A 25,576-nucleotide genomic window follows, 5' to 3' on the forward strand; every position below is an offset into this window, starting at 1 on the left:
CGTGAAGATTCGCAATGCCCACGGGGCAAAACAAGGTCTTGACGGCAGAATGATGGCAAAAAGCTAGATCGAAGTCGCTTCCAGAACGGTGATCGTCGTACTAGCGCGTGGCCGCAGCCACCGTCAGCGTGCCCGCCTCGGTGTCCAGCACCGCGCGACTGCCCAATGCCACCGCCAAATTGGGGTCGCCATGGCCGATGGACAGACCGCCGAGCACCGGAATGCGCAGATCACCCAGACGCTCGATCAAGACATCGGGCGGCCGGATCGGATTATTGCCGTGACCCGGCTCGCTGAACTGACCCAACGCGATACCGCCGAGCCGTTGCAGAATCCCGCAATTGAGCAGGTGAGTGATATTGCGGTCAACCCGATACGCCAGCTCGCCAACGTCTTCGAGCAGCAGGATCGCGCCTTCCAGATCCGGCATGAACGGCGTGCCGATGCAGGTGCTCAGCATGCTCAGGTTTCCCCCAAGCAGGACGCCCTCCACCGAACCCGACGTGCGCACGGTGAAAGTGGGTTCGGCCGGGTCGGCATGAATGATGGAAGGCTCGGTGCTCATCAATGCGTGCTTGAGCGTGCTGGCAAAGATGCCGCCTTTTTCCAGCTGCGCGGCGATTGGGCCGTGAACTGTGGCGAGGCCTGTGTGGGTCCAGAGTGCGGCGTGCAAGGCGGTGATGTCCGAGAAACCGACTACCAGTTTCGGGTCGCGGAGCACGGCGTCGTAGTCGAGTTGCCCGAGGATGCGTTGAACGCCGTAGCCGCCACGGTTGCACAGGACAGCGCGGATTTCAGGGTCGGCCAGGGCGTCGTTTAGATCGGAAATGCGATTGGCGTCGGTGCCTGCCAGGAACCCGATATTGTCCAGAGCGTGGGGGTAGACGCGGGGGCGTAATCCCCAGGAGGTCAGTTCCCGCACGGCTGCCTCGACCCGGGCTTCGGCGACCGGGCCGGCTGGGGATACCAGCGCTACGGCATCGCCAGCGCGGAGGGGTTGGGGGTGGAGGGTTGGGCGGGAGGCAGGCATTTTTGGAGGCTCGGCGGGTGTTTGGTGATGGTGCAATGTAGAGCACTGGGGGGAGTGAATCCAGTGGGGGGTGCTGACCCGCCTTCTAGGACCGGCTAGAGACGTGATTGCAGAAAATAGTGCATAGGTGCTTCGCTGAAGTTTGGACAGCAGCCGCTGTGCGGTCATTTGATTGGCAGCTATCCAGAGTAACGATCGAAAATCGGGCAGATACGAACGTTCAGGTAGGCTTGGGGCTGCTCAGAAGCTTAGAAGGTTGAGATTAGAACCCCGCAGTGGTACTACGTTAAATGTCGTCAAGCTGATTTCAAGGGCTAATGAGCAAAGTGTCCATGCGACGAGCTTTTAGCACTATTGGGTCGCGGCTCTTGGGATCAGCACTTGAAGCTGGACCAGCATTAGCACCAGCTACTGCAGCCCTCCATAAGCTTCGAGCCATTCTTGCAGCCAAGCACTCCACTCGACATTTATCATCGGATGAACGAGCAGCAGATACCCGCGCAAAGCGTATTGATTGCGTTGATGATCACTGGTGGAGGGGAATTCACTGACTCAGCCAATCGAAGGGCAAGGGATCGCTGCGCAATGCGAGCACCAAATCAGTGCACCCAATCAGGCTTTTAGAGTGGGTAGCGGTCCTCTCACCACCCGACGGTCCTCGTTTCGTTCGCCCAAAAAGCCGAATACCTCATATAGAGCATCAACACCCCCAGTAACGGGTAGTCGAGCGACCGCGCATACAGTAGAATCGAGAGAATCTCACTATTACCTAATATAGATGAAAATGGCCAACGCAGAATATAAAGAAGAAGTTGCAAGGCGGCCATTAGAGCCCCTAATAAGATGGGCAGGAAGCAAGAAAAAACTAATTCCCCTGCTTAAAGCAAACACACCAAGAACATTCAATAAATATATTGAACCATTTTGTGGATCGGCATGCCTTTATTTCAGCCTTCGGCCTACTAAAGCTGTGCTCAGCGACATTAATAAAGAGCTAATAATAAGCTATAAAACAATAAAAAAAGACTCCAAAAAGATCACTGAAAGACTTTTAGGTGCTGAAAAGTGCAAAAACGAGTATCTCAGGCTACGAGAGTTGGATCCGAGCAGTCTAGATGAGATTGAAAGATCATATCGATTCATTTATTTAAATAGATTTTGCTTTAACGGTGTATATCGAACAAACAGGGAAGGAAAATTTAATGTTCCCATGGGAAGCAAAACAGGAAATCTACCAACCCCTGGAAAAATCTCAGATTGCGCAAAGGCCCTAAAGGGGGCCAGACTTATTTATGGCGACTTCAAGAAAACATTAAAGTACATTGAGCAAGGCGACTTTGTATATCTTGACCCCCCTTACACAAAGGAGGGAGCGAAAAACAGAGGCGAATATGGCCACGGGTCATTTGACTACCAAGATATTCCAACCCTTATAAGCTATCTGGAAAAAATTGATGAAAAAGGTGCTTATTTTCTTTTGTCGTATAGCTGTGACAATGCGCTGTTAGATTTGCTGCCTAGCAGATGGAATAAACTTGAGCTAAGTGTGAATAGGCATGTTGCTGGATTTAAGCAGCATCGGAGCATAGCGAAAGAAGTATTAGTCGCGAACTACGAGCTTGCATCGCTATGACCAAGATAACTATAGCCGTTCTGAGTGATCTTCATCCTACAGTATCCTCTGATCAGAAAAAATCACATCTACATACAGATGCTGAAGAAAATGAAGCATTTCATCCTGTCAGTGGCATTAGAAAACTAGCTAAAAGCTATTCGCTCAAAGTGGACGTCGTGGTGTGCCCTGGAGATTTTGGTAATAAATCTGATCAGGCAAGCATAAAATATGGCTGGCAGAGCATACATAAGATTAAAGAGTACTTGTGTGCAAGCGCAGTCATTACCTCACCCGGGAATCATGATCATGACTCTAGAGGGACACAGGTAGATTTTGATCCAAAATATTTTCTCCAAAGCCTTGAGCCAGGTTTTCCATTCTCTGAGCACGAAAAGAATACTCATTTCTGGGCATGGCACTGGGCTGAGTCGAAACTTGAAAAATGTAGATTTATTGTATTAAATACTAGCGCATACCATGGCATAAAAGAGGAGTATTGTCATGGAAGAGTAGCTCCGCGAACTGTTGACATGATTGCAGACTATGTTAGCCATAACAAAAACCCAATAAACGTATTAGTCTGTCATCACCATCCCGTTAGAAACGAAGACATACTGGGCGATTATGAGTCAATGGTCAACGGCGAGTTATTATTAAGCAGGCTTGACAGCTCAAATTCCGGACCTTGGCTAGTTATCCATGGCCACAAACACTTCCCCAAAATATTCTATGCACAAGGAACTTCCGATTCTCCAGTTATATTCTCGGCTGCTAGTTTTTCAGCTTATTTGCATCAAGAAATATCAGCTCGGGTGGGGAATCAGTTCCATGTTATTGAAATTGATGTTGAGAAGACTAATGACGAAGGCCATTGCCATGGGACATTTAAAACTTGGGACTGGTCGAACGGCATAGGCTGGATACCAGCACCTGATGAAAAAGGCTTGCCACACCAAGGTGGTTTTGGCCACCGGGCGTCTTCCACGAAGATCGCTACTGAACTTGCAAAGCTGCTAACAAGCCAAAAACTCGCTCAGCAAGATGACATTTATAACCATTATCAAGATTTAATATACGTCACCCCACTTGACCTCCAGAAAGTAAAAGAAAAGCTTAGGGAAAGCCACAACATAACGATAGATATAACTAAGGGAAAGATCACTTCCATGGGGATTTCTGCAGATGACTGAATCAATTACTAACCAAGCACCATCTGCATTCGACTCCTTTAACGCCAGGAACCTTCGACCTGAACAAGTAGCGAAGACATTTGTTCCGTCTGAGCACTATAAGAAGATTTCCAAAAAACGCCACAGCGTAGTTTTGGGACCCCGCGGAAGTGGAAAAACTACACTATTTAAAATGTTAGAATGTCGAGCCCAAGACATATGGATTGAGAGCAAGAAAAATCTAACAGATATTGATTTCTGTGCCGTATTCATACCTACCGACCGCCTTTGGAATGAGCAAGTTGAAACTCTGACAGGACTCGGATTCACAAGCGAACATTCAGAGCTATTTACCTCCTCTCTTTTTTGTGCCCAGGTTCTTCATAGGCTAGCCGAGTGCATAAAGTACAGGTGCCGAGAATCCTCCTCCATCAATTGGAAGATCGAGATGAGTAACAACGAGGAGTATGAACTTGTAAGAGAGATTTCGAAAGGCTGGCGCGTTAAGCCATCGACATACACATTTAATTCTCTCATATCAGAACTTGCTTCCTTAAAATGTGAAATCCCGGCCTTCATTGCAAGGGAACGCGTTTTGGGAGAGGACGGTAGATCGTCGAGAATTGCTGATCAGGAATTTTTCTTCCTAGATTTCTTAAAGGCCACTGAGACCTTTATTGATATAGTAAACAGCTTCGCCAAGCAGGATAACCAAACTTGGGCCTTACTATTCGACGAACTTGAAATCGCTCCAGCGTTAATAGTTAAACGGTTGATGACGTCAATGCGTGGCGGCGGAGATAAGATCCTATTGAAACTATCTTTAGCTCCATATAACCCGAACTTCGATATTGAGAGTAATATTTTCTCTGCCACAGACGGGAATGACTTCGATCTTATCCCACTTTGGAGTGCAAAAAAGACCAGCGAAGCTAGAAAATTTTGTATAGACCTGCTTGATTCCATGCTCACCGAGAAAGGAATTTTCGATACCACAGCTGAGCAGATATTCGGGAAATCTGAGCTGGATGGCTACGATGAGATACTCGATGGAATTGCGCGAGAGCAAGACGATGAGGCCTCTATCAATTATCTAGCAGAAAATAATATCAGAGCTTCCGACCTAATTCAGCTTAAGGGCATAAAAAGAGCACAGCATTTACGGAAGGCGATCCCTATACTTCGCGCGCGTTATGAGTTCCTGAGGGAAGGAAGTGATGGCCAACGTAGTCGAAAGTCTATTCCCACAATGTATTCCGGCGCTAATGCTCTTTTCGATATGGTCGAGGCTAATCCGCGGTGGTTTATCGGAGTTTTTGAACCTCTCATTGCAGAATATATTACTAGTAAAAAAAGTGTTTCACGCAAAAGGCAAGTAATCGAGATCGAGAAAGCCGCTGCCAAGTTTCTTTCGCTTCTGAAAACAATTCCCTGCCCAATTAAGTCCTCCTCTATCTCGGCTGTCGGAGTCGACAAAGCAATAGATACCATTGGTAACTATTTCAAATCCGAGGTTCTGGGTGAAAAGCTAATCATAGAGCCAGCAGGCTCCTTTGTTGTTGATAGCGACCTTTCACCCGAGCTCAAGAAGAGCCTAGGTGCAGCTCTCAATGCTGGAGCAATAGTACTTGCAAGCACACTAACCGAGGCGACATTCTTACGAAGCTTGGACAACCAAAGATTCCGTATCTGTTACTTGCTGGCGCCAAAATACAGAATACCGCTACAACTCATGAAAGATGTAAAACTCAAACGAATTCTCTCGCATACCGAGACATCCCAGCAAGCAGATTTGGTATTTGGCTGATCATGACTATACTCATATCTAATTTGAAGAGTATCGAAAATAACGCCTATGATCTGTTCATAAGCTCATATGGGTATGAATCCAGATGTACAGCGGTTGTCAAAAAATTTAAGATAAAGGCCTTTAAAAAGGTCGCTATTGGATTCAATTATGGACATGTGCTCGCTCATGCTAAATCTAGTGCTTTCTATAAAGACTCTAAATGGGAACTAACCGCGCTTAGCGATGATAGGTTTGATGCTCATATTGAGCACCTTCTCGCAGAGTTCCGCCCGACAAAGATTCTTATTGACATTTCATCTTTTTCAAGGCTACGAATTGCAAAACTAATCTGGGCGATATATAGCTTTTCCAAGACAAACTCAAGCCAGCTAGAAGTAGATGTCGCCTATTCAGTTGCGAGGTACACTGCCCCTTCCTCTGATTTTCCTCCAATAACAAATGTGGGACCGATAACTTTATCACTGGCAGGTTGGCCTAGCGATCCAAGCAAGCCGATTTCCTGCCTGATTGGGCTTGGCTATGATGAGGGGCGCGCCATCGGTGCTGCAGAGTATTTAGAGGCAGCTCAGCTTTGGTTGTTTAGACCGGTCGGTTTTGATAACCGTTTCCTTGCATCTCTTAACAAAGCAAATCAAACCCTGATTGAGAAAACCGGAGCCAGCCGCGTAATAGATTACCGACTAGATGATCCAGTCAGTGCGTATATGCAGATTCATTCATTGCTGTGGGGGCTTAAAAGCGAGACCCGCCCACTTATGCTTCCCTTCGGGCCGAAAATATTTACTGCTATAACTTGCGCTGCTGCTATAAATTTCTTCCCTGATATTTCGGTCTGGCGAGTGAGTTCCGGAGAATTGGAAAGCCCTGTTGATAGAGTTGCATCTGGTGAAACCGCTTTGGCACGCTTTTCTTGCCAACCACCGCAATCTCAATCTCGAGTGGAATCTACGTAGTCGGCTTTTCTGGGTGAGGGGATACTTCGGAGGGCCAGCATATGTTGTTATTGCTGGCACCCAAATCCCCACATCCAAAAGCGTGTACAACCCCGTTTTGCGATTGCAGATAAGGGGACTGATTGATTTTGCTTGAAAAATCAACCCGCCCCTTTTTTGCTCGTCTGAGTTAGCTGTTGCTTAAGAACATTAAGTGGGTGGCATGATCATCGTCTATCCGCATGAAGCCACACTTCAGGTAAAACGCATCGCCTTCAGCGGTATCCGTGAAAAGGCACACGCTCTGAAAGCTCATAGCGGCATGTGCAACAAGCTCCGTTACCAGCATTCTTCCAACGTGATGCCCTCTTGATGAAGCGCTGACATAGACCCGTCTCAGCCTGGCCATGTTCTCTCTGGTATAGGGATCAACTGAAAGGCCTCCGATGCCTATCAGCTGCTGGTTTCGATACGCAGCCATCAGACACTCGCCGGGGGCATCGAAGCGGTTTGCTCCTGAGCTCCATTCGTCAATCAGGCGGGTAAGGAACCTGAAGCCCTCGCGCACCGCCTCTTTCTCCAGCGCCCGAATCTGTGTGGGCAGATGGGTGACCAGTTGAATGTCGACTTGGCTCATGCGTCTTCCTTGATGGAGTGCAGACCTAACTGGCTCACAAGGCGTCTTCCGATCAGTCACACAGGATGGGATGCCCTGCCGTACGTGATTCCACCGTCGTTCGGCGTCAATGGGCGGCCGTTCAGGCGCCGCCGTCGAGGTCGTGCATTTGGGCCACTATGTTCATAAAGACCCATGCATCCCCCTTTTCGTACGTCTCCAGGGCTTCGCTGCCGCCGAGAAACGGGTACGGCTGCGGGATGTAGACCTGATCTTCGGCAAGGGGAGTGTGATTTCAAACAGCGATCTTGCCGGGATCTCTACGTAGGACTCTTCGCTCTCTATGGATGCCTGGAGTGTTTGCAATGAAGAGAAAAACGGGATGACCGGGGAGCCGTCAGCTTTGTGCCAATTCGCGATGCTGATGTCGCTACCCGCTTCGAGCGTGACATGACCTTTGCCGGTCCCGGCAGTGCCAAGCACGTAGACGGTGGAATTCAACAGCGTCGTGAAAAAGTCAGGTCGATGGGCCGGTTCATCCGCCGCCATCCTGAGTGATTGTTCGAGGGTGTTTTCTTGCTGGGTATCCATGATATCCATCCGTGGTTCAATCAAAAATGAGCGCAAACAGCGCGTAGTTTTTCACGTGATTGTGAAAACAGGAAGAACAGTAAACGAATGAATCTGGGGCAAACGGCAGTGTAAGGAGCAGCGGACTCAGTCTAAGGCAAGTACGCCTATGGGCAGGCGATGATTAACCTCGAAGCTGCCGCAGCAGTGCAAACAGCTCCCATACAATGCTGTAGCCGGCCACGATACCCAAGTGCTGAGACCTACAGCACTCGCCAACATTGATTGAAGTTTAGTAATCAGGGTCATGTTCCGTCCCTCAGCGGGTATATCGCTTAACCTTATCGGTGAGCATTGATTTCGGTTTGTCCTGACTCGCCGTCGCCGCGCCGTTGCTGTGGCAAATTCACGGCGGCCTACCGCAGCCATCCAGCACCACAATGTTTGGTATCAGCGGCGAACCGCAACTGCTGCTCGCATCGCCCACCATCCCAAAGACCGAGTATTCGCGACAGATCGCTTCTGGCTGGTTCCCGCACTTCGCAACAGGCAGCTGTAGGTCGACAGCTGTCGCAGGCAATAGGTTTCTAGCCAGGTCGGAATACCCAAGATGAATAAACGCATGAACCGGCTATCGACCTTGGATGCAACGATGGCACTATGACCCCCTTAGGAGAAAGGTAACGTTCGGCGCAAAGCAAGCCGGACGTCATGCGCATAGGGACAGGGAAGATGGCTTCGATAAAGATGGATGGTGAGGACAAGACCGGAAAGATCAGCGATTGGACGATTCGCTGGAGCGACCAGTACGAAGCCCTGGAACTGACCTGTCACTTTCCTTCCAAAAAAAAATACACCCGCCCGCTCAGTAATTGCCAAGTTTCGCCCAGCCGCGACTTGACCAACGTATTGCTGCAAAAGCCCGGCAGCATGATAGCTACGCCCATTGCCAAGGCTACGATTTACGACGAGCGATACGCCGTAGTGCACTACCCGGGCGTCAAAAAGCCTTATGTCTACAAGATGGACAGCATCGGTTTGACCGCGCCGACAGCGATGAAGGAAACGCCGGTCTTCCGCTATATCACCGTCGTTGCGAATGCCCGGCGGGATCAGGCTGAGTCCAAGACTGATCGCGACATTGCCGACAATGTGGTGCGCCAGCTAAACAAACTTCCCGCCATCGCCGGTACGGCGTTGGATGCCTATTGTACGGGCCGCAACGGCACGCTGACGCCGGGTCAAGGGCTTATTTACCCGTTCGGGCTTAACGAGAGTCAGCTTCAGGCGGTCGAGCGAGCGTTCAGCGCGCAAGTGAGCGTGATCGAGGGCCCGCCAGGGACCGGCAAGACCCAGACAATCCTCAATATCCTGGCCAATATTTTGTTACGTGGGCAGACGGTAGCAGTGCTGTCGAACAACAATGCTGCCGTAGAAAACGTCTATGAAAAGCTGGAGAAGTACGGCCTGGGCCACTTGGTCGCCCAACTCGGGAACCAGAAAAAACGTGAGGCCTTCTTCGCTGACCTGCCTGCTTGGCCAACATGCGCGCACGAGCCTGCGCCGTCCCTGGAGGATATCCAAGCGTTGCTGACCCGCTTGAAGCAGCACCTGCAAGAGCACAACAGGGCGGCACAACTGCAAATTGAGCTGGACGAGCTGGTCATTGAGCGACGCCACTTGCAGCAGTGGCAAGCAGAAAGCGATGTGCAGCTCATAGGCTCGCTCGACAAGTACTGCCTGACACCGCGCAAGACTACTGACCTCATGGCCTACCTGGCTTACCTCGGCGAACAGCGCATTCATCTCAAAGACCGAGTCGAGCTGCTGTTCAAATTTAGAATCTTTCGCACCAAGCCATTCGCCAATAGCGAAGCGCGCATGGCTGTTTTCCAAGCATTGCAGATGCATTACTACGATGAGTCGCTTCGGCACAAGGAAGCGGAGCTCCGGGCGTGCCGTGAATCGTTGGCACGTGCGAACTTCACAGCCTTGCTGAACGAACTTACATCAGCGTCCATGCACCATCTGAAGCAGCATCTGCAACTTCAGGTGCCGCCGTCGGATAGCTTTGATGCCAAAACTTACTGCAAGCATTTCGACGTCTTTGTGAAGCGCTTCCCTATCCTTGGCAGCGGCACGCACTCGATCGTGAACTCCATCGCGCCGGGAGCGGTTCTCGACTACGTGATCATTGACGAAGCTTCTTTGCAAGACATCGTGCCAGGCATCCTCCCACTCGGCTGCGCAAAGAATCTGATCGTTGTTGGAGACAACCGACAGTTGCCGCATATACCTGTGTCACTCGGGCTTCAAGCGCCCGCCGATGTCTACGATTGCGAGCGCTACAGCTTGCTGGATTCGTGCATTGCCGTGTTCCAGGACGCGCTGCCCAGAACTCTGCTGAAAGAACATTACCGCTGCCACCCCAGGATCATTCAGTTCTGCAACCAGCAGTTCTACGACAACGCGCTAGTGCCAATGACACAAGACAAGGGCGAAGATCCCTTGCGCCTGGTAGTTACAGCCAAGGGTAACCACGCCAGGACTAACACCAACCTTCGGGAATTGGACTCTCTGCTAAAGGTGCTTGAGGACGAGGGGGAGCCCGTCGGAGTGGACAGCGAAGGCCGCGGGTACATCGCTCCGTTTCGGGCGCAGGTCAGCCTTTCCGGCACGCACTTACCGACGGATTTCGTGAAGGACACCGTGCACAAGTTTCAGGGCCGCGAATGCGACGAAATTGTCTTCTCTACCGTCCTAGACAAGAAGCGCTACAACCAAATGCAAAAACGCCTGGATTTCGTCGACGATCCACGCATGATCAACGTGGCAGTTTCGCGGGCCAAACATCGCTTCACCCTGGTGACCGGCGATGAGGTATTTACTGACAACAATGGCCACATCGCTGCGCTGATCCGCTACATCAGCTATTACGCGCAAGGCGAGCATATCGTGCGCGCGCCCGTGGTATCGGCATTCGACTTGCTGTACCGCGAGTACGACCAGTCGCTCGCCCGCCTGGACGCCCGCCTTAGGGCTGAGGATTCGCGCTACAAGTCTGAGCAGATCATTGCTCAGTTACTGCGCGAGGCGCTGTCAGCCCCGCCCTATCAGGCACTGAAATATCACACCCAGATCCAGCTGGATCAGCTTGCATCGCCGGGTAGCCTCGACTGGACGGAGCGCCAGCGGGCGTTCATGAGGCGCGCCAGTTGCGATTTCGTGCTCTATTTTAAAGTAGGCAAGAAACCAATCGGGGTGATTGAGGTTGATGGGGGTTACCACGACCAACCTGTGCAGGCAGCTCGGGACGCTATGAAAAATGAGATTTTGGCCAGAAGTGGCATTCCGATTCTTCGGCTTCGGACAGTGGAAAGTGACATCGAGCGGAGAATTGACGACTTCATCGGGCAGTGGGCGAGTCCTACTCAGAGTGCCTAAGCGCTGCGGCGGCGGGCGCCATTCGCCGCTGGTAGATTTCGATCCGAAGCTGCCTGTAGCCAGGACGAAAGCTGGTGGATCGAAGGTTCCCGAAAGTGATCTGGCTGCCACACGAAGACATCATTAGGTTGGCGAGACTCAAAATTGGTCTTTGTTTCGCCTCAGTGATCGGATCGAAGCAACTGCTGGTGAGAGATCGCTTTCGATCCCTCAATATGAGACGGATTTACTTCACCCAGCAAATAAATCCGTTCCCCTTTACAACATCGCGAATGGCCAATGGTCGCAACGCGGGGTTCCACGCTGCGACAGTTCCCGGCGCGCGCAAATGTGGCTAGTGGGGAGGCATAATTATTGACTGATCAGACGCGACGCTAGATTAAGAGCGATGAGACAAAGAATCAATACAGAACCCAAAGCGATGGGAACAACCAGAAGTTTTTTATAGTAACTAGGGAGGCGTCCAACCTCTCCAGCATCGACCAAACCTCGTTTAGCATGGATCTTTGGCATCATTACTACGGCAGCAATAACTCCACCCCTCATGACTTTTCCAATCAAACCAGCATTACCCCACACTTTTCGCGTATCACTCACATAAGAGCAGTTGGTCAGACGACTCTCGATAGCGTCAATATACTTATGGGCAATAGACGCTATTGAAAAACACACTAACGACAAAAGCAACAATACGATCCCGTTAGCCAAGCCAATCTGAATGCTATTCATTTTCCGAATTTACCGTATAAAACATCACCAAATGCTTCGCCGCCCGCTCCACCTAAGGCTCCACCGCCCATTCCTCCTAATGCCCCTCCGACAACTCCGCACGCGAGTGTACCCATTCCGCCAGTGGGAACACCAATGATTACGCAAGCAGCTCCTGCAGCAAAACCGCCCACATATCCCATGAAACCAGCTCCTGCTAAACTTCCAAGGAGAGAGCTGCTTTCAACATATTTTGCTCTTGTACACTGCTCCTCGCGTCCCACCGCGCAAGCATTTCGAATTGCCAGTGCGGTGGCGCCTACATCAAGCGCTGTCCCAATATAGGTGCCTCGTTTTACCCATTTAACGGCCTGCGCCACCCCAGATACCATCAGTTCCCTCAACAGAGTCAGCTACGGACAATGAAGGTACTTGAGCGCAAACGCCAGCTTGCCCAGAGCCCTTATCCCCTTGTGCGAATACTCGGTGAAATCACCTTGGGCATCGATAACGTGTAGCAGGTCTTGTGATTCCAGATCCACCGTCAGCCTCGTTTGGCGACTTCATCGAGTGGCTTTCGCCAAACGCCGATTGACCGCGACAGTGTTACTTCTCAGCAACCAGCAGGCTTATCAGCCATTCTTCCCTGCTTTTCTATCATCAGCCCCCTGCCCCCGCGTCACCTCAAACCGCCTGACATTCTTACGCAACCAACCCAGAAACCCATTGGCATCAGCCACCACCGGCTTGGCCTCCAGCATCGCCGCCCGCGCCTTCGCCCGAAACTTCGCCAACCCGGCCAACGCCCCAATCAACTCCGGATGCTCCGCCAACCACGGCTCCAGATCCGCTTTGTCGATCCGGTAAATCATGCAGTCGGTGTACGCGCAGAACCGCGCTACCGTCGGGGTCGCGTCCAGGAAACCCGTCTCACCCAACAGTTCACCCGGCCCCATGCGCCCTACTTCCAGCCAGCCATCCGGCCGTTGCAGCGAAGCCGACACCACCCCGGACTCAATAATGAACAGCGCATCAGGCACCACGCCTTCGGCGAGCACGATGTCTTTCGCCGGATACGCACCCAGGCGCATGTGCTGTTCCAGTTGCGCGCGGTCGGCGTCGCTGAGCATGCGCAGCGCATTCACGGCATTGAGCACGGCAGACTGGCGGGTGGCGGGGCGTTGTTGGTCCTGGCGGGTTTCAGTGGAAGCCAGTTGCCGGTGGATCAGGTCAAACAATTGGTTGCGCACCGCTGAACGCCGGTCCCGGGATTTTACGTAGCCGGTGACTTCGTATTCGACGATGCGCAGGCCGGACTTGACCACCACTGCCGACGGCGCGGGTTGGGCCAGTAATTCGCGGCAGCCGAGCAGCGCTTTCTCCAGGGAATCCAGCACCAGGCTGGGCCGCAGGCGGGTCGACAGTTCGATGGACAGGGTGACCGAATGGAAATGGTCCGGCCGGCTGAAGTTGACGATGCGGGTCTTGGCGGCCATGGCATTGGGGATCACGGCCATGCTGCCCTCGGCCGTCAGCAGGTGGGTGGAGCGCCAGTCGATTTCGATGACTTTGCCTTCGATGTCGTCGACGCGAATCCAGTCGTCCACCCGGAACGGTTTGGTCGCGTTGAGGACGATGCCGGAGAACACGTCACCCAGTGTGCTTTGTACGGCAAGGCCGAAGATGATTGCCACCGCGCCGGAGGTGGCCAAGAGGCCTTTGACCGGAAGGTCGAGTACGTAGGCGGCCGCCGCCACAGCCGCAACGAGGAAGATGATCGCGCCCATGACGTCTTGCAGCAGATGGCCCTTGCCGCCGATGCGTGGCTCCATGACCACGACGGCGAGCACGGTCAGGGTTCGCGCGCCGTAAAGCCACCACGCGATGGTCAAAATGGTGGCCAGGACATGCCGGGGAGCGGACCAGTCGGCGGGCACCGCATACAGCGGACTCAGCCCGCCATCGAGCAGCGCCATGCTGAACAGCACGAACAGCACCAGCCGGCACATGAGTTTGCGACGCAGCCAGCGCGGGTGCAGCCACTGCCAGAGCGTGAGGTCGATGACCAGCAGCACGGCAGCGCTGATCAGCGGATAGGCGAACCACAAATGATCCATCGACATTCCCTGAGGGTGGACAGCCCGTGAAGCTTAGCTGAATACCCTGCAGGGAAGTGCCGGTCACCTCATCGGGGGAACAGTGAAGCGAATCGGGGCGAAGGCTGATGCTGGTGTTCACTCTGTAGCCGGCCTGCTGGCGAATGCGGGGGGCAGGCGGCTGGATGTCGCGGCTGACATTTTTCGCGGGCAAGCGCGCTCCTACAGTTGATCTCGACACCATCCGGAATCTTTGGCGTACACATTTTCTGTGGGGGGTGGCTTGCTGGCGAATGCGGTGGTTCAGGCATGCGGATGTCGCGGCTGATATTTTTCGCGGGCAAGCGCGCTCCTACAGTTGATCTCGACAACATCCGGAATCTTTGGCGTGCACGTATTCTGTGGGAGCCGGCTTGCTGGCGAATACGGTGGGTCAGGCGCGGTGATGTCGCGACTGATATTTTTCGCGGGCAAGCGCGCTCCTACAGGTGATCTCGACAACATCCCGAATCTTTGGCGTGCACGTATTCTGTGGGAGCCGGCTTGCTGGCGAATGCGTTGGATCAGGCCCGGTGATGTCGCAGCCGATATTTTTCGCGGGCAAGCGCGCTCCTACAGTTGATCTCGACAACATCCCGAATCTTTGGCGTACACGTATTCTGTGGGAGCCGGCTTGCTGGCGAATGCGTTGGATCAGGCCCGGTGATGTCGCAGCCGATATTTTTCGCGGGCAAGCGCGCTCCTACAGTTGATCTCGACAACATCCCGAATCTTCGGAGAACACGTATTCTGTGGGAGCCGGCTTGCTGGCGAATGCGGTAGGTCAGCTAGCCGTGTGGTGAATGATCAGACGAATCAGAACGCCGTGACGCCGCCGTCCACCGCCAATGAATGCCCGGTGGTGAACGCGGCGCCGTCGCTGCACAGGTAGAGCACGGCGGCGGCGATTTCTTCGACTTTGCCGATCCGCCCGACCGGGTGCATGGTCGCGGCGAATTCGGCCTTGCGCGGGTCGGCTTCGTGGGCGCGGCGGAACATGTCGGTGTCGATCACCGCCGGGCACACGGCGTTGACCCGGATGTGTTTCTTGGCGTACTCGATGGCGGCCGACTTGGTCAGGCCGATTACCGCGTGCTTGGACGCGCTGTAGATGCTCATCTTGGGCGCCGCGCCCAGTCCGGCGACCGATGCGGTGTTGACGATTGCCCCGCCGCCCTGGGCCAGCATCAGCGGCAACTGGTGTTTCATGCACAGCCAGACGCCTTTGACGTTGACGCCCATGATCGCGTCGAACTCGGCTTCACTGCCTTCGGCGAGGCGGCCCTTCTCGATTTCGATGCCGGCGTTGTTGAAGGCGTAATCGACACGGCCGTAAGCGTCCACGGCCTGGGCCATCATCTGCTGCACCTGGGCGTCCTTGGTCACGTCACACGGCAGAAACAGCGCTTCGCCTCCCGCCTGCCGAATCAACTGGGCCGTGCCCTCGCCGCCCGCGCTGTCCAGATCCACCACCAGCACTTTCAGGCCGTGTTCGGCGAACGCCAGCGCGGTCGCTCGGCCAATGCCTGCAGCGGCGCCGGTGACCAACGCAACCTGGCCGGAAAACGTCATGCTCATGGGATCGTCCTTTTTTTGTACGTATTAATAGGAGGCTCGGCACATGCCGTGGTGAGCCGCAGCTTAGCGGTCGCGACACAATCGGCGTCAGCACTATCAGGAGGCCGGTTGCCGGGCCATTGGTGGCGATGATGATCCGCGAAGTGCGCCATCAGCAGCATGGATCGGCGGGCATTCGGTACAGTGGCATTCCTTGCTGTCCGGACCGTTACGGTCTATCAATGCTGCGATCCGTAAACCTTCAGCCACCGCAAACGAGAGCCTGTCATGACTGCCTTGAACAACCGCCAATTCCTCCTCGCACGCCGCCCGGTGGGTGCTGCCAGCCGGGAGGATTTCACCTTCCAGACCGTGCCCGTTGCGGAGCTCGCCCCAGGACAGATCATGGTGAAAAGTGAATACCTGTCCCTGGACCCGGCCATGCGCGGCTGGATGAACGAGGGCAAGTCGTACATCGCACCGGTCGAGCTGGGAGCGGTGATGCGCGCGTTGGGTGCGGGCAAGGTGATCGAGTCGCAGCACCCGAAATTCGCGGTGGGCGATTACGTTCAGGGCGTGCTGGGGGTGCAGGATTATTTCGTCGGCGAGCCCAAGGGCTTCAACAAGGTCGATCCCAAGCTCGTGCCGTTGCCGGTGTACCTGGCGGCGCTGGGCATGACCGGCATGTCGGCGTATTTCGCCCTGCTCGAAGTCGGCCAGCCCAAGGCCGGTGACACCGTGGTGATTTCCGGCGCGGCCGGTGCGGTGGGCAGCATTGCCGGTCAGATCGCCAAAATCAAAGGCTGCCGGGTCATCGGCATCGCCGGCGGCAAGGAAAAGTGCCAAACGCTGATGGATGAGTTCGGCTTCGACGGCGCCATCGATTATAAGAACGAGGACATCCACGCCGCCCTGAAACGCGAATGCCCCAAGGGCGTGGACGTGTATTTCGACAACGTCGGCGGCGACATCCTCGATGCGGTCCTGACGCGCCTGGCGTTGAAGGCGCGGGTGGTGATCTGCGGCGCCATCAGCCAGTACAACAACAAAGAAGCCGTCAAAGGCCCGGCCAACTACCTGTCGCTGCTGGTCAACCGCGCACGCATGGAAGGTTTCGTGGTCATGGACCATGCGGAACACTTCGCCAAAGCCGGGATGGAAATGGCCGGCTGGCTGGCCCAGGGCAAGCTGAAGAGCAAAGAGCACATCGTCGAAGGCCTGGAAACTTTCCCCGAAACCCTGCAGATGCTGTTCAAGGGCGAAAACAGCGGCAAGCTGGTCCTGAAGGTATGAGGTGAAGGCGAGACCTCAAGGGCTGAGCCGAGGCTGATAATCCGCTGAACAACTCACGGATAACGCTGCCAAAACCACCAGAGGGCGCACTCTGGTGTAAGCTCGTGCGCTGTTGATCCGACCCATCGAGAGGCTTATGCGGGCTCCCTTCCGACGTTCTACCCTTGCAGCGCTGCGCGGTTTTGAATCCTCCGGCACGGCGATCACGATTCTGCCGAGTGCCGCCGATTACCGGCAGACGCTGCTGGCAAAGATTGCCGCCGCCACCCGGCGGATTTACATCGTTGCCCTGTATTTGCAGCAAGATGAAGCCGGCCAGGAAATTCTCGATGCGTTGTATGCCGCCAAGGCTGCCCGGCCGGCGCTGGACGTCGTGGTGCTGGTCGACTGGTTCCGCGCACAGCGAGGTCTGATTGGCGCGGGCAAGCAGGCCGGGAACTCGGCGTGGTATCAGGCGCAGAACCTGGAACACGACCAGGAAGTGCCGGTGTACGGCGTGCCGGTGCAAACCCGCGAGCTGTTCGGCGTGTTGCACCTCAAGGGCTGCGTCATCGATGACTGCGTGATTTACAGCGGCGCCAGCATCAACAACGTCTACCTGCACAAGCTCGGCAAATACCGGCTCGATCGCTATCACCTGATCGACAGCAAAGGCTTGGCGGACTCGTTCCAGCGCCTGGTGCAGCAGGACATTCTGCCGTCTGACGCCGTGCATCGCCTCGACCTGCCCTCGCCGCCCAGCTCGCGCAGCCTGCGCGGGGAGATTCGTCAGTTCCGTCAGCACCTCAAGCGCGCCAGCTATGACGTCAACGACGGCGTGCGGGACAACGGTGGGTTCCGCGTCATTCCGCTGCTGGGCATCGGCAACAAGAACCCGCTGAGCAAAACCCTCTGCGACCTGATCGCCGCGACGAACGAGCAACTGACGCTGTGCACGCCGTACTTCAACATGCCGCTGGTGGTGAAGCGCGAGATCAACCGCGCGCTGAAGCGAGGCGTGAAGGTCGACATCATCATCGGCGACAAGACCGCCAACGACTTTTTCATTTCGCCGGAGGAGCCGTTCAAGGTGATCTCCGCGCTGCCGTATCTGTACGAGATCAGCCTGCGTCGCTTCATGCAGAAGCATCAGACGGCGATCGCCAAGCATCAGCTGAACATCCATCTGTGGAAAGACGGCGACAACACCTATCACCTCAAGGGCCTGTGGTCGGACGACCGCTACACCCTGCTAACCGGCAACAACCTGAACCCGCGGGCCTTTCAGCTGGACCTGGAAAACGCCGTGCTGATCGATGACCCCAAGGGCGAATGGCTGAAGCCACGCGCGGAAGAGATCGCGCTGCTGATGCGCGATACCCATCGGGTCGGCAAGTTCGACGAGCTCGACACCCTGAGCGAATACCCGGTCGGCGTGCGCACCTTCCTGCGCCGTGTCAGCCGGGTCCGCGTCGAGCGCCTGCTCTACCGGATTCTGTAAGCCCATGGGCAAAAGCACCGGCGTGCGTGCGCAACAGGCCGATCAGACCCGGGCGCGCATTCTTCAGGCGGCGATCACGGTGTTCACCCGCGACGGCTATTCCGGCGGGCGCATCGAGAAGATCTCCGCCGAAGCCGAGTCCAACGACCGGATGATTTATTACTATTTCGGCAGCAAGGAGAAGCTGTTCGTCAAAGTGCTTGAGCACACCTACGAGCAGTTCAACCGCGCCGAAAGCCTGCTGTCACTGGACCCGTCGACGCCGGTGGAGACGCTGCGCCAGTTGGTGGCGTTCGTCTGGGACTATTACGTCAGCCACCCGGAATTCGTTGCCATCCTCAGCATCGAAAACCTGCACAAGGGCAAGCACGCGCGCCAGTCCGGTGAGCTGCGACGCCTGTCAGGCGAAGCCGTCGGCGTGCTCAGACCAATCATTGATGCCGGTCAGGCGCAGGGTCTGTTTCGGCAGGACCTCGACATCAAGCACGTGTATTTGATGATCGCGTCGCTGTGCTACTTCTATAACTCCAACCTGCACACCCTCAGCTCTTTCCTGGGTCAGGACATGGCGGCTGATGGGGAGCGCACGGACTGGTTGGCGTTTATTCAGGACTTGGTGATGCGCGGGGTGGCAAAGGCCGCTCAGACGCCACACATCTAAACTGTGGGAGCGAGCTTGCTCGCGAAGAGGCCAGTACATCCGCTGATTATTCTGTGGTTGAGATACCGTCTTCGTGAGCAAGCTCACTCCCACAAAAGCCAGTACACCCGCTAGATATTTAGCGGTTGAAATGCAGTCTTCGTGAGCAAGCTCACTCCCACACGGACTTTATTCAGCACAGGTCCAGCGCAGTCCCTGAAGAGTAAGTAAATCCCTCAGGCTTACCCAATCAGTGCGTTCCGGGATTGGCTTTCAAATGCGCCACCTTCTCTGACAACCCCGTCCACTGCGGTTCATTCGGCGCAAATCGGCTGCGCAGGTACGCCGCCAGGTCGCTGATCTGGGTGTCTGACAGGCTGTCCTTGAAGCCCGGCATGTAACCCAGATCTGCCGTCGCCGGCCTGTCTATTCCCTGCTGAATCACTTTGATCAGATTGTCCGGCAACGCGCTGTGGACATTGGTGTTGGTTGCCAGCGAAGGGCTCACGCCAAACAGCTTCGGCCCCAGACCGTCGGCATGACACCCCTGGCACGAGCCTTCGAACACCCGCTGGCCATTGCTCAACGACTGGGGCGAAACGCTGGGCATCTCTGCCAGACGAGTCGCCGTCGCCGGACGGGCATCAGCGCTGCCGGACGCCGGCTCATTCAACGCCGCCAGATACACCGCAATCGCCCGCACGTCACTCTTCGGCAGTTTCGCCAGTTCCGAGACCACCGGCCCCATCGGCCCAGCGGCCACACCGTGGGCATCGGAATACCCGCTGCTCAGGTAGTTGAACAACTGATCCTCGGTCCACGGCGTCGGCGCTTTCGACAGGCTGTTGAGCGCCGGCGCTTCCCAGCCGTCCACCGTGCCGCCCGCAAGAAACGACGTGCCGCCCTTCTCCGCTCCCAGTAGATCCCGGGGTGAATGACACGCTGCGCAATGCCCCAATCCATTGACCAGATACTGACCGCGATTCCATTGCGCGCTTTGCTGGGGCTGCGTCTGCACCTCGCCTTTGCGCAGGTACAAGGCATTCCAACCGGCCATCAACGGTCGCACATTGAAGGGGAAGCGCATGTCATTGGCGGGCTGAACCTGTTTTACCGGTGTCTGCGACATCAGGTACGCGTACAGCGCCTGCATGTCGGCGTCTTCGATATTTCTGAAAGCCGTGTAGGGAAACGCCGGATAAAGGTGTTTGCCATCGCGACTGATGCCGTCACGCATCGCCCTTTCGAACGCCGGATAGGACCAGTTGCCGATGCCGGTCTCCGGGTCCGGGGTGATGTTGCTGCTGTATAAAGTGCCGAACGGCGTCTGCATCGCCAGCCCGCCGGCATTGCTGGCGCCATTCGGGGCGGTGTGGCAGACCGCGCAATCGCCGACCGCTGCCAGCAAACGCCCGCGCTCCAGGGTCGCCGACGACCAGGTGCCCGATGAAGGCGGCGTGATCGGCGCGATTTCCCCACGCCAGGGTAATGCGGTCGCGGCCATGCCCAGCAGCGCACCGAACGCTGCGAACAACGAACCGAACAGCCATTTCGAACGTTTGGCTTTCGGCGATTGCGGGGGTTGGCTGTTGGCCTGCGTGCCTGCGCTGTTCAGCGCGGCAAGAATGCGTTCCGCCGTGATCGGCAGCTCGCGAAAGCGAATCCCGGTCGCGTCGTACACAGCATTGGCGATGGCCGCCGCGCTCGGCACCGACGCCGATTCCCCGGCGCCCATGGGCGGCTCGGCCTGGCGCGGCATCATCATGACGTCGACCTTCGGCACTTCCGGGAACGTCAGAATCGGGTAGCCGCCCCACTCCTTGCTCGCCACCGTGGACTCCTCGAACGTCACCCGTTCCTTGAGCACGCGGCTGGTGGACTGAATGACGTTGCCGTGAATCTGATGCTGCACGCCCGCGGGGTTGACCATCATGCCGGCGTCGTGGCCGATCACCACGCGGGTCACCGAGACATCGCCGGTGTGCTTGTCGATCGCCACGTCCGCGACCCACGCCGCCCAGGCCGCGCCGAAGCCGGGAAACTTGCTGTGGATGTAGCGCGCGTAAGCAAAACCGCGCCCGCGCAAGACGCCGTCTTCTTCCGGGATCTGCATCGGTTGGGTGCGCGGCGCCCAGTCGGCCCGGGCGGCGGTGGCACGGACCAGTTCGGCGGCACGCTCGTCGTGCAGATAACGAAGCCGGTACTCGACGGGGTCGACGCCGGCCGCGAAAGCCAACTCGTCGATGTAGGACTCGTGTGCAAAGGTATTGGGAAGCGCCGACACGCCGCGCATCCACGACGCCCGCACAATCGGCGCCATGTCGTGAATGGTGACGCGCATGTGCTCGATGTCGTAGGGCGGGATCGAGGTGCGATCGCCCATTTCGAACATCGTCGCCACCGGCTCCACGCGCCCGGTCAGCAGCAAGGCCAGGGTCGGCGAGTTGTTCGACGGATAACGGGTGCTGAAGTCATAACCGGCGATGCCGCCATCGGCGTTTAGCCCGCCGTCGACTTCCATCAATTGAGCGGTGCCTTTCGGCTCCCAGGCATGTTCCTGCTCACGGGTCAGTTGCACGCGCACCGGCCGGCCCACGGCGCGGGACAGCAACACCGCGTCGGCGCAAACGTCGTCAGCGCAGTTGCGCCCGTAACAACCCGCCGCTTCCATGCGGATGATGTCGATGCGCTCTTCAGGGTATTCCAGCAGCCAGGCCAGATCGGCGCGCAGCATGTGAGGGTTCTGCGTGCCGGACCAGACCCGAATGCCATCTTCGCTGTAGTCCGCCAGCCCGCACGAAGGTCCGATGGAGCCGTGGATCTGGTAGGGCCACAGATAGGTTCGCGTCATCCGCTCGCTGGCCTGAGCCAACGCCTCTTCGACATTGCCCTGATCGAGCACCACGCGCTCAATGCTCGGGTTGTCGCGAATCGCCTGCTCGATGTTGCCCATGTCCGGCAACTGATGCTGCCACGGCTTCCAGGTGACCTTGAGCTCGCGCGCAGCCTTGGCCGCCTGCTCTTCACGCATCGCCACTATGCCGACGAAGTCGCGAATGACCACCACGCGGACGATGCCGGGAATGTGCGCGATCGAAGATTCGTCGACGTCCAGCAGGCTGGTGCCGACGAATTCGCCGGTGTCGTAACCGGCGTAGGGCGGACGTACGACGCGGCCATGGAGCATGTCCGGCAAACGCATGTCGTGCACGTAGGTCAATTCGCCAGTGGCCTTGCCCGGAATGTCCACGCGAGCGGCGCCCTGCCCCACCAGTTTGTAGTCCTCCAGCCGCTTGAGTGGCGCATTGCCGGAGATGCGCAACTCGACGCGCTGATCGACCAGCAGTTGGCCAAAGGTCAGTTCGCGCCCGTCCTGCGCCTTGATCGCCCCGCTTTCAATCACCAACGATTCCACAGCGACCGCCCAGCGCTGTGCGGCCTGCTGCAGTAGGTACCGCCGGGCCTCGGCGGCGGCATTGCGCAGCGGAATGGCGGAAATCTGCAGCGTGGCGCTGGCGATGGTCGCACCTTGATTCGGCGCACGCTCGGTGTCCCCCAGAATCATCGTCACCTGATCCATCTGCAGGTCCAGCTCTTCGGCGACGATCTGTGTCAGCGAGGTGCGGATGCCGGTGCCGAGGTCGACGTGGCCGTTGAAAGCGTAGACGCGGCTGTTCTGATCGATGGCGATGAACAGCCCCAGCTCCATGGGCCGGACCGTGGGCATGCCGCCTTTGGCCACCGGACCGGACGGCGGCAGGATGTCGTCGACGATCAACAGCACGCCGTTTTGGGCGAGCAATTCATCGCGCGTGGGCAAAGTCTGGGTCATTGGACGGGATCCGGGCTGGGCTGATGACGCGCGGCACGCATGACCGCGCGGAGGATTTCCAGGTGCGTGCCGCAGCGGCACAGGTTGGCCGACAGTTCGTTGCGGATCTGCGCTTCGGTGGGGTGCGGGTTGCGGTCGAGTAACGCTTTGGCGGTCATGATCATGCCGTTCATGCAGTAGCCGCATTGCGCGGCTTGTTCGTCGATGAAGGCTTGCTGCACCGGATGCGGTCGGTCTCGCGAACCGATCCCTTCCAGCGTGGTGATCTCACGCCCTTGTGCGCCCGCCAGCGGAAACACGCAGGAACGTGCGGCGACGCCGTCGATGATCACCGTGCAGGCGCCGCACTCGCCCAGGCCGCAACCGTATTTGGGCCCATTGAGGTGCAGGTCGTTGCGTAGGATCAGTAACAGCGGCGTGTCAGGCATTGCCGTGACGCGTGTGGCCTGACCGTTGACGTTCAGGGTCACGGTCTTCTCCGCCGCCCGCTGCAGCTCGCTCGTGTCAGCCTTCATGTGTTACCCGCTGTAGCTTGCATTTGATGAAGTGATTACTTCATGAAACGAGAGCAGGAAGCATGCCAGCGGAGAAAAGGCTGTAGGACGTTGGAGTTTCCGACGTAGATATATCGCCTGATGATGGGGGTCAGCCGGCGTTATTCATCACCCTCGTCGATCAGTTTGCGCAGCAGAAACAGCACAGCCACACGCTCGGCAGGATTGAGTTTGCTCAGGGTCAGTTCACTGATCTGCGCGGCGCGGGGCACGGTTTCCTGCACTAGATGCAGGCCACTGTCGGTGAGGCTGCAGATGACTTTGCGGCGATCCTGCGGGTCCGGCTCAAGGCTGATCAGGTCCCGGGCTTTCAGGCGATCGACGATGCCGCGAATGGTGGCCTGGTCCACGGCCGTGGCCTTGACCAGCTCGGTCTGGGAGCTGGGGCCGTGATCGCGCAGCGCGCACAACGTCACGAATTGCACCGCCGTGAGCTGCGAATCACCGACGTTCTGCTGGAAGATCGCCAGATGCCGCTGATAGGCCTTGCGCAGCAAATGGCCCACTTGCTCGGAGAAGGTGTAGGACGAGTTATTGTTGGAAGGGTTGTCAGTGGACACGGATGGCTCGTTCGGCAGGATCTGGGAAGTGGTGGCTACAGTAACGTTTGCGGGGGTTGAGGGGAATCTTCGGAACGAGCGTGTTTTATCGCGCCAGAGATGCGCGTATGGATAAGGCGATATCGACTGTAGGAGCGTGGCTTGTCCCGCGATCTGGCGCGCAGCGGCAGTGATATTGCCAACGCGGTGCGTCAGTAAGAGCGCGATTGTCGGGTTTACGGCTGCTGCGCAGCCGATCGCGGGACAAGCCACGCTCCTACAGGTCCGCGGTGGGATGTATATCTGCCTCAGGCCTTTGAAGCCTCGGGCGCCACCACTTCCCCCGCCAGCACCACGGCCTGGTCGTCCAGATATATGTCACAACGGCGCAGCGGGATATCCAGGTGGCACGGCGTTTTGCGGGTGCCGCCGACCTCGGTATTCGGCCCCGTGGAAAACAGGAAATTGCCGTAGAACGCCCGGGCGTCCATGCACATGCCGTCGTTCTTGTCGTGCAGGCCCATGGCTGTCCACTGGGCGCGGGGTTGCAGGCCCCAGCCGATGTGGGAAATGCCGTAGACCTCCGGATCATTGAAGTACTTCAGGTATTCGCGCAGGTACTCCGCCTCGAATCCACCGTGAATCCCGGTGATAAAACCCTTGTCGATCTCCAGGGTGATCTGCTCCCGGGAATAGGTTTTGAACGGCAGCACAATGTCGCCCACATCAATGACCAGCGTGCCCTCGGCGGTCTCTTCATTGGGCCAGGAGAACAGAAAGCCGCTGGGCCAGTGATCCCAACGGCCCGGCTCGTCGGCGAAACCGTATTCGGTGACGGAAGGGTATTGCCCCAGTTGCGCACGGAAATCGCTGCCGGCGCGGGACTTCACCTGAATCGAGCGCGCCGCTTTCAACACCTGTTCGGCGGCCAGCACCCGCTCCTTGTCGGCCACTGTCGGCAGCATCCGCGCCAGCACTTCAGGGGGCTCGACCGCCAGCAGGATCCGCGTGCCGGTCTTGAGGATCTGCTCCTGCTCCGGCGAGTGCAGCAGCATCATCGTGTCGACGATCAGGTCAGCCGCCTCCAGGGCACGTTGCGCCGCGATGTTGCCGGTCAGCGCGGTGTCGCCGCAGTAGGCGGTCATGTCATTGCCCATGGCTTTGGGGTGATTGAAAGAAGGCAGCTCGACCGCATACACCTTCGCGCCAAGGCGCTGGGCGGCGTCCATGGCCGCGCGCACCGTGCGCCCATCGGAGTAGTGGCTCTTGAGCACCGCCACGCTTTGGGTCGCGTCCACTTTCGACAGTTTCAGCACGTGTTCGAACATCTGGGTCAATTCGCAATCGCTAACCGGCATCTCTTCTCTCCTCTCGGGGGATGACCGGTCGGATGCACCATTGCAAGGCGTCGCGCATCAGACCAGTGCATTTTTTAAAGCGTACACACTTGTTTAAAGCGATAAGACATCATTCCGGACGCCGCTGCAATAGGCACGCCACTCTGTTACCTAACCACACAGATACCCGAATATATGGGTTACAGCGAGTGACATGTCTGTTTGCGACACCTCCGGCCGTTTCTGGAAATATCGGTTCACTTTTAAAAATATCAGCGTATACACTTTAAAAACCCAGCGACGCGACAGCCCTTC

The 25,576-nt window shown here is 56.5% G+C and carries 19 protein-coding genes and 1 pseudogene; 8 read left to right on the forward strand and 12 right to left on the reverse strand.

Annotation, left to right across the window (positions count from 1 at the left end; genetic code table 11):
- Positions 1-100: 100 nt before the first annotated feature.
- Positions 101-1,030, reverse strand: a complete 930-nt coding sequence (locus tag M1E04_RS16360) for a S66 peptidase family protein (protein WP_456291712.1) — start codon at positions 1,028-1,030, stop codon at positions 101-103.
- Between the two features lie 784 nt (positions 1,031-1,814).
- Here M1E04_RS16360 and M1E04_RS16365 point away from each other — a divergent pair.
- The 4 genes from M1E04_RS16365 to M1E04_RS16380 are packed head-to-tail and all read left to right on the forward strand — an operon-like array spanning position 1,815 to position 6,577.
- Positions 1,815-2,663 carry a DNA adenine methylase gene (locus M1E04_RS16365; protein ID WP_456291713.1) on the forward strand — a complete coding sequence of 283 codons (849 nt, stop codon included), beginning with the start codon at positions 1,815-1,817 and terminating at the stop codon, positions 2,661-2,663.
- A complete protein-coding gene (locus tag M1E04_RS16370; protein ID WP_456291714.1) occupies positions 2,660-3,835 on the forward strand; it encodes a metallophosphoesterase family protein in 1,176 nt (391 codons plus the stop codon). Before M1E04_RS16365 ends, M1E04_RS16370 begins: the two co-directional genes overlap by 4 nt.
- Positions 3,828-5,621, forward strand: coding sequence for an ORC-CDC6 family AAA ATPase (locus tag M1E04_RS16375; protein ID WP_456291715.1), 1,794 nt, complete (start codon positions 3,828-3,830; stop codon positions 5,619-5,621). Before M1E04_RS16370 ends, M1E04_RS16375 begins: the two co-directional genes overlap by 8 nt.
- A gap of 2 nt (positions 5,622-5,623) precedes the next feature.
- A complete protein-coding gene (locus tag M1E04_RS16380; protein WP_456291716.1) occupies positions 5,624-6,577 on the forward strand; it encodes a hypothetical protein in 954 nt (317 codons plus the stop codon).
- A gap of 169 nt (positions 6,578-6,746) precedes the next feature.
- Here M1E04_RS16380 and M1E04_RS16385 read toward each other — a convergent pair whose 3' ends face one another.
- The 3 genes and pseudogenes from M1E04_RS16385 to M1E04_RS16395 all read right to left on the reverse strand — a co-directional run.
- A complete protein-coding gene (locus M1E04_RS16385; RefSeq protein WP_456291717.1) occupies positions 6,747-7,193 on the reverse strand; it encodes a GNAT family N-acetyltransferase in 447 nt (148 codons plus the stop codon).
- Between the two features lie 121 nt (positions 7,194-7,314).
- Positions 7,315-7,434, reverse strand: coding sequence for a hypothetical protein (locus M1E04_RS16390; RefSeq protein ID WP_456293208.1), 120 nt, complete (start codon positions 7,432-7,434; stop codon positions 7,315-7,317).
- Positions 7,435-7,514: 80 nt separating this feature from the next.
- A pseudogene (locus M1E04_RS16395) lies at positions 7,515-7,772 on the reverse strand (SseB family protein); the annotation flags it as partial.
- A gap of 702 nt (positions 7,773-8,474) precedes the next feature.
- Between M1E04_RS16395 and M1E04_RS16400 the strand changes: the two are divergent.
- Complete coding sequence (locus M1E04_RS16400; protein ID WP_456291718.1) at positions 8,475-11,186, forward strand: AAA domain-containing protein; 2,712 nt, start codon at positions 8,475-8,477, stop codon at positions 11,184-11,186.
- Positions 11,187-11,537: 351 nt separating this feature from the next.
- Here M1E04_RS16400 and M1E04_RS16405 read toward each other — a convergent pair whose 3' ends face one another.
- From M1E04_RS16405 to M1E04_RS16420, 4 genes are all read right to left on the reverse strand, one after another.
- On the reverse strand, positions 11,538-11,915 hold the full coding sequence (locus M1E04_RS16405) for a hypothetical protein (RefSeq protein ID WP_410935526.1): 378 nt from the start codon (positions 11,913-11,915) through the stop codon (positions 11,538-11,540).
- Positions 11,912-12,274 carry a hypothetical protein gene (locus M1E04_RS16410; RefSeq protein ID WP_456291719.1) on the reverse strand — a complete coding sequence of 121 codons (363 nt, stop codon included), beginning with the start codon at positions 12,272-12,274 and terminating at the stop codon, positions 11,912-11,914. Before M1E04_RS16410 ends, M1E04_RS16405 begins: the two co-directional genes overlap by 4 nt.
- A gap of 252 nt (positions 12,275-12,526) precedes the next feature.
- Positions 12,527-14,011: a mechanosensitive ion channel domain-containing protein gene (locus M1E04_RS16415; RefSeq protein ID WP_456291720.1), complete on the reverse strand. Its 1,485-nt coding sequence runs from the start codon at positions 14,009-14,011 to the stop codon at positions 12,527-12,529.
- Between the two features lie 834 nt (positions 14,012-14,845).
- On the reverse strand, positions 14,846-15,607 hold the full coding sequence (locus M1E04_RS16420; protein WP_065989312.1) for an SDR family oxidoreductase: 762 nt from the start codon (positions 15,605-15,607) through the stop codon (positions 14,846-14,848).
- A 267-nt stretch (positions 15,608-15,874) separates the two neighbouring features.
- On the opposite strand from M1E04_RS16420, the gene M1E04_RS16425 reads away from it, so the two are divergent.
- From M1E04_RS16425 to M1E04_RS16435, 3 genes are all read left to right on the forward strand, one after another.
- Complete coding sequence (locus M1E04_RS16425; protein WP_410935523.1) at positions 15,875-16,879, forward strand: NADP-dependent oxidoreductase; 1,005 nt, start codon at positions 15,875-15,877, stop codon at positions 16,877-16,879.
- Positions 16,880-17,015: 136 nt separating this feature from the next.
- Entirely contained in the window at positions 17,016-18,359 is a 1,344-nt protein-coding gene (gene pssA, locus M1E04_RS16430) for a CDP-diacylglycerol--serine O-phosphatidyltransferase (protein WP_456291721.1), read from the forward strand.
- 4 nt (positions 18,360-18,363) lie between these two features.
- Positions 18,364-19,020, forward strand: coding sequence for a TetR family transcriptional regulator (locus tag M1E04_RS16435; protein WP_456291722.1), 657 nt, complete (start codon positions 18,364-18,366; stop codon positions 19,018-19,020).
- A 229-nt stretch (positions 19,021-19,249) separates the two neighbouring features.
- Here the strand turns inward: M1E04_RS16435 and M1E04_RS16440 are convergent, their stop codons facing one another.
- The 4 genes from M1E04_RS16440 to M1E04_RS16455 all read right to left on the reverse strand — a co-directional run bounded on the left by M1E04_RS16440 (position 19,250) and on the right by M1E04_RS16455 (position 25,282).
- On the reverse strand, positions 19,250-22,831 hold the full coding sequence (locus tag M1E04_RS16440; protein ID WP_456291723.1) for a molybdopterin cofactor-binding domain-containing protein: 3,582 nt from the start codon (positions 22,829-22,831) through the stop codon (positions 19,250-19,252).
- Entirely contained in the window at positions 22,828-23,346 is a 519-nt protein-coding gene (locus M1E04_RS16445; RefSeq protein WP_456291724.1) for a (2Fe-2S)-binding protein, read from the reverse strand. The genes M1E04_RS16440 and M1E04_RS16445 overlap by 4 nt, the downstream gene beginning before the upstream one ends.
- 140 nt (positions 23,347-23,486) lie before the next feature.
- Positions 23,487-23,945: a MarR family winged helix-turn-helix transcriptional regulator gene (locus tag M1E04_RS16450; RefSeq protein WP_065989299.1), complete on the reverse strand. Its 459-nt coding sequence runs from the start codon at positions 23,943-23,945 to the stop codon at positions 23,487-23,489.
- A 287-nt stretch (positions 23,946-24,232) separates the two neighbouring features.
- Entirely contained in the window at positions 24,233-25,282 is a 1,050-nt protein-coding gene (locus M1E04_RS16455) for a 2,5-dihydroxypyridine 5,6-dioxygenase (RefSeq protein ID WP_296312368.1), read from the reverse strand.
- Positions 25,283-25,576: the final 294 nt, after the last annotated feature.

This window comes from Pseudomonas sp. AK106, assembly GCF_053903055.1.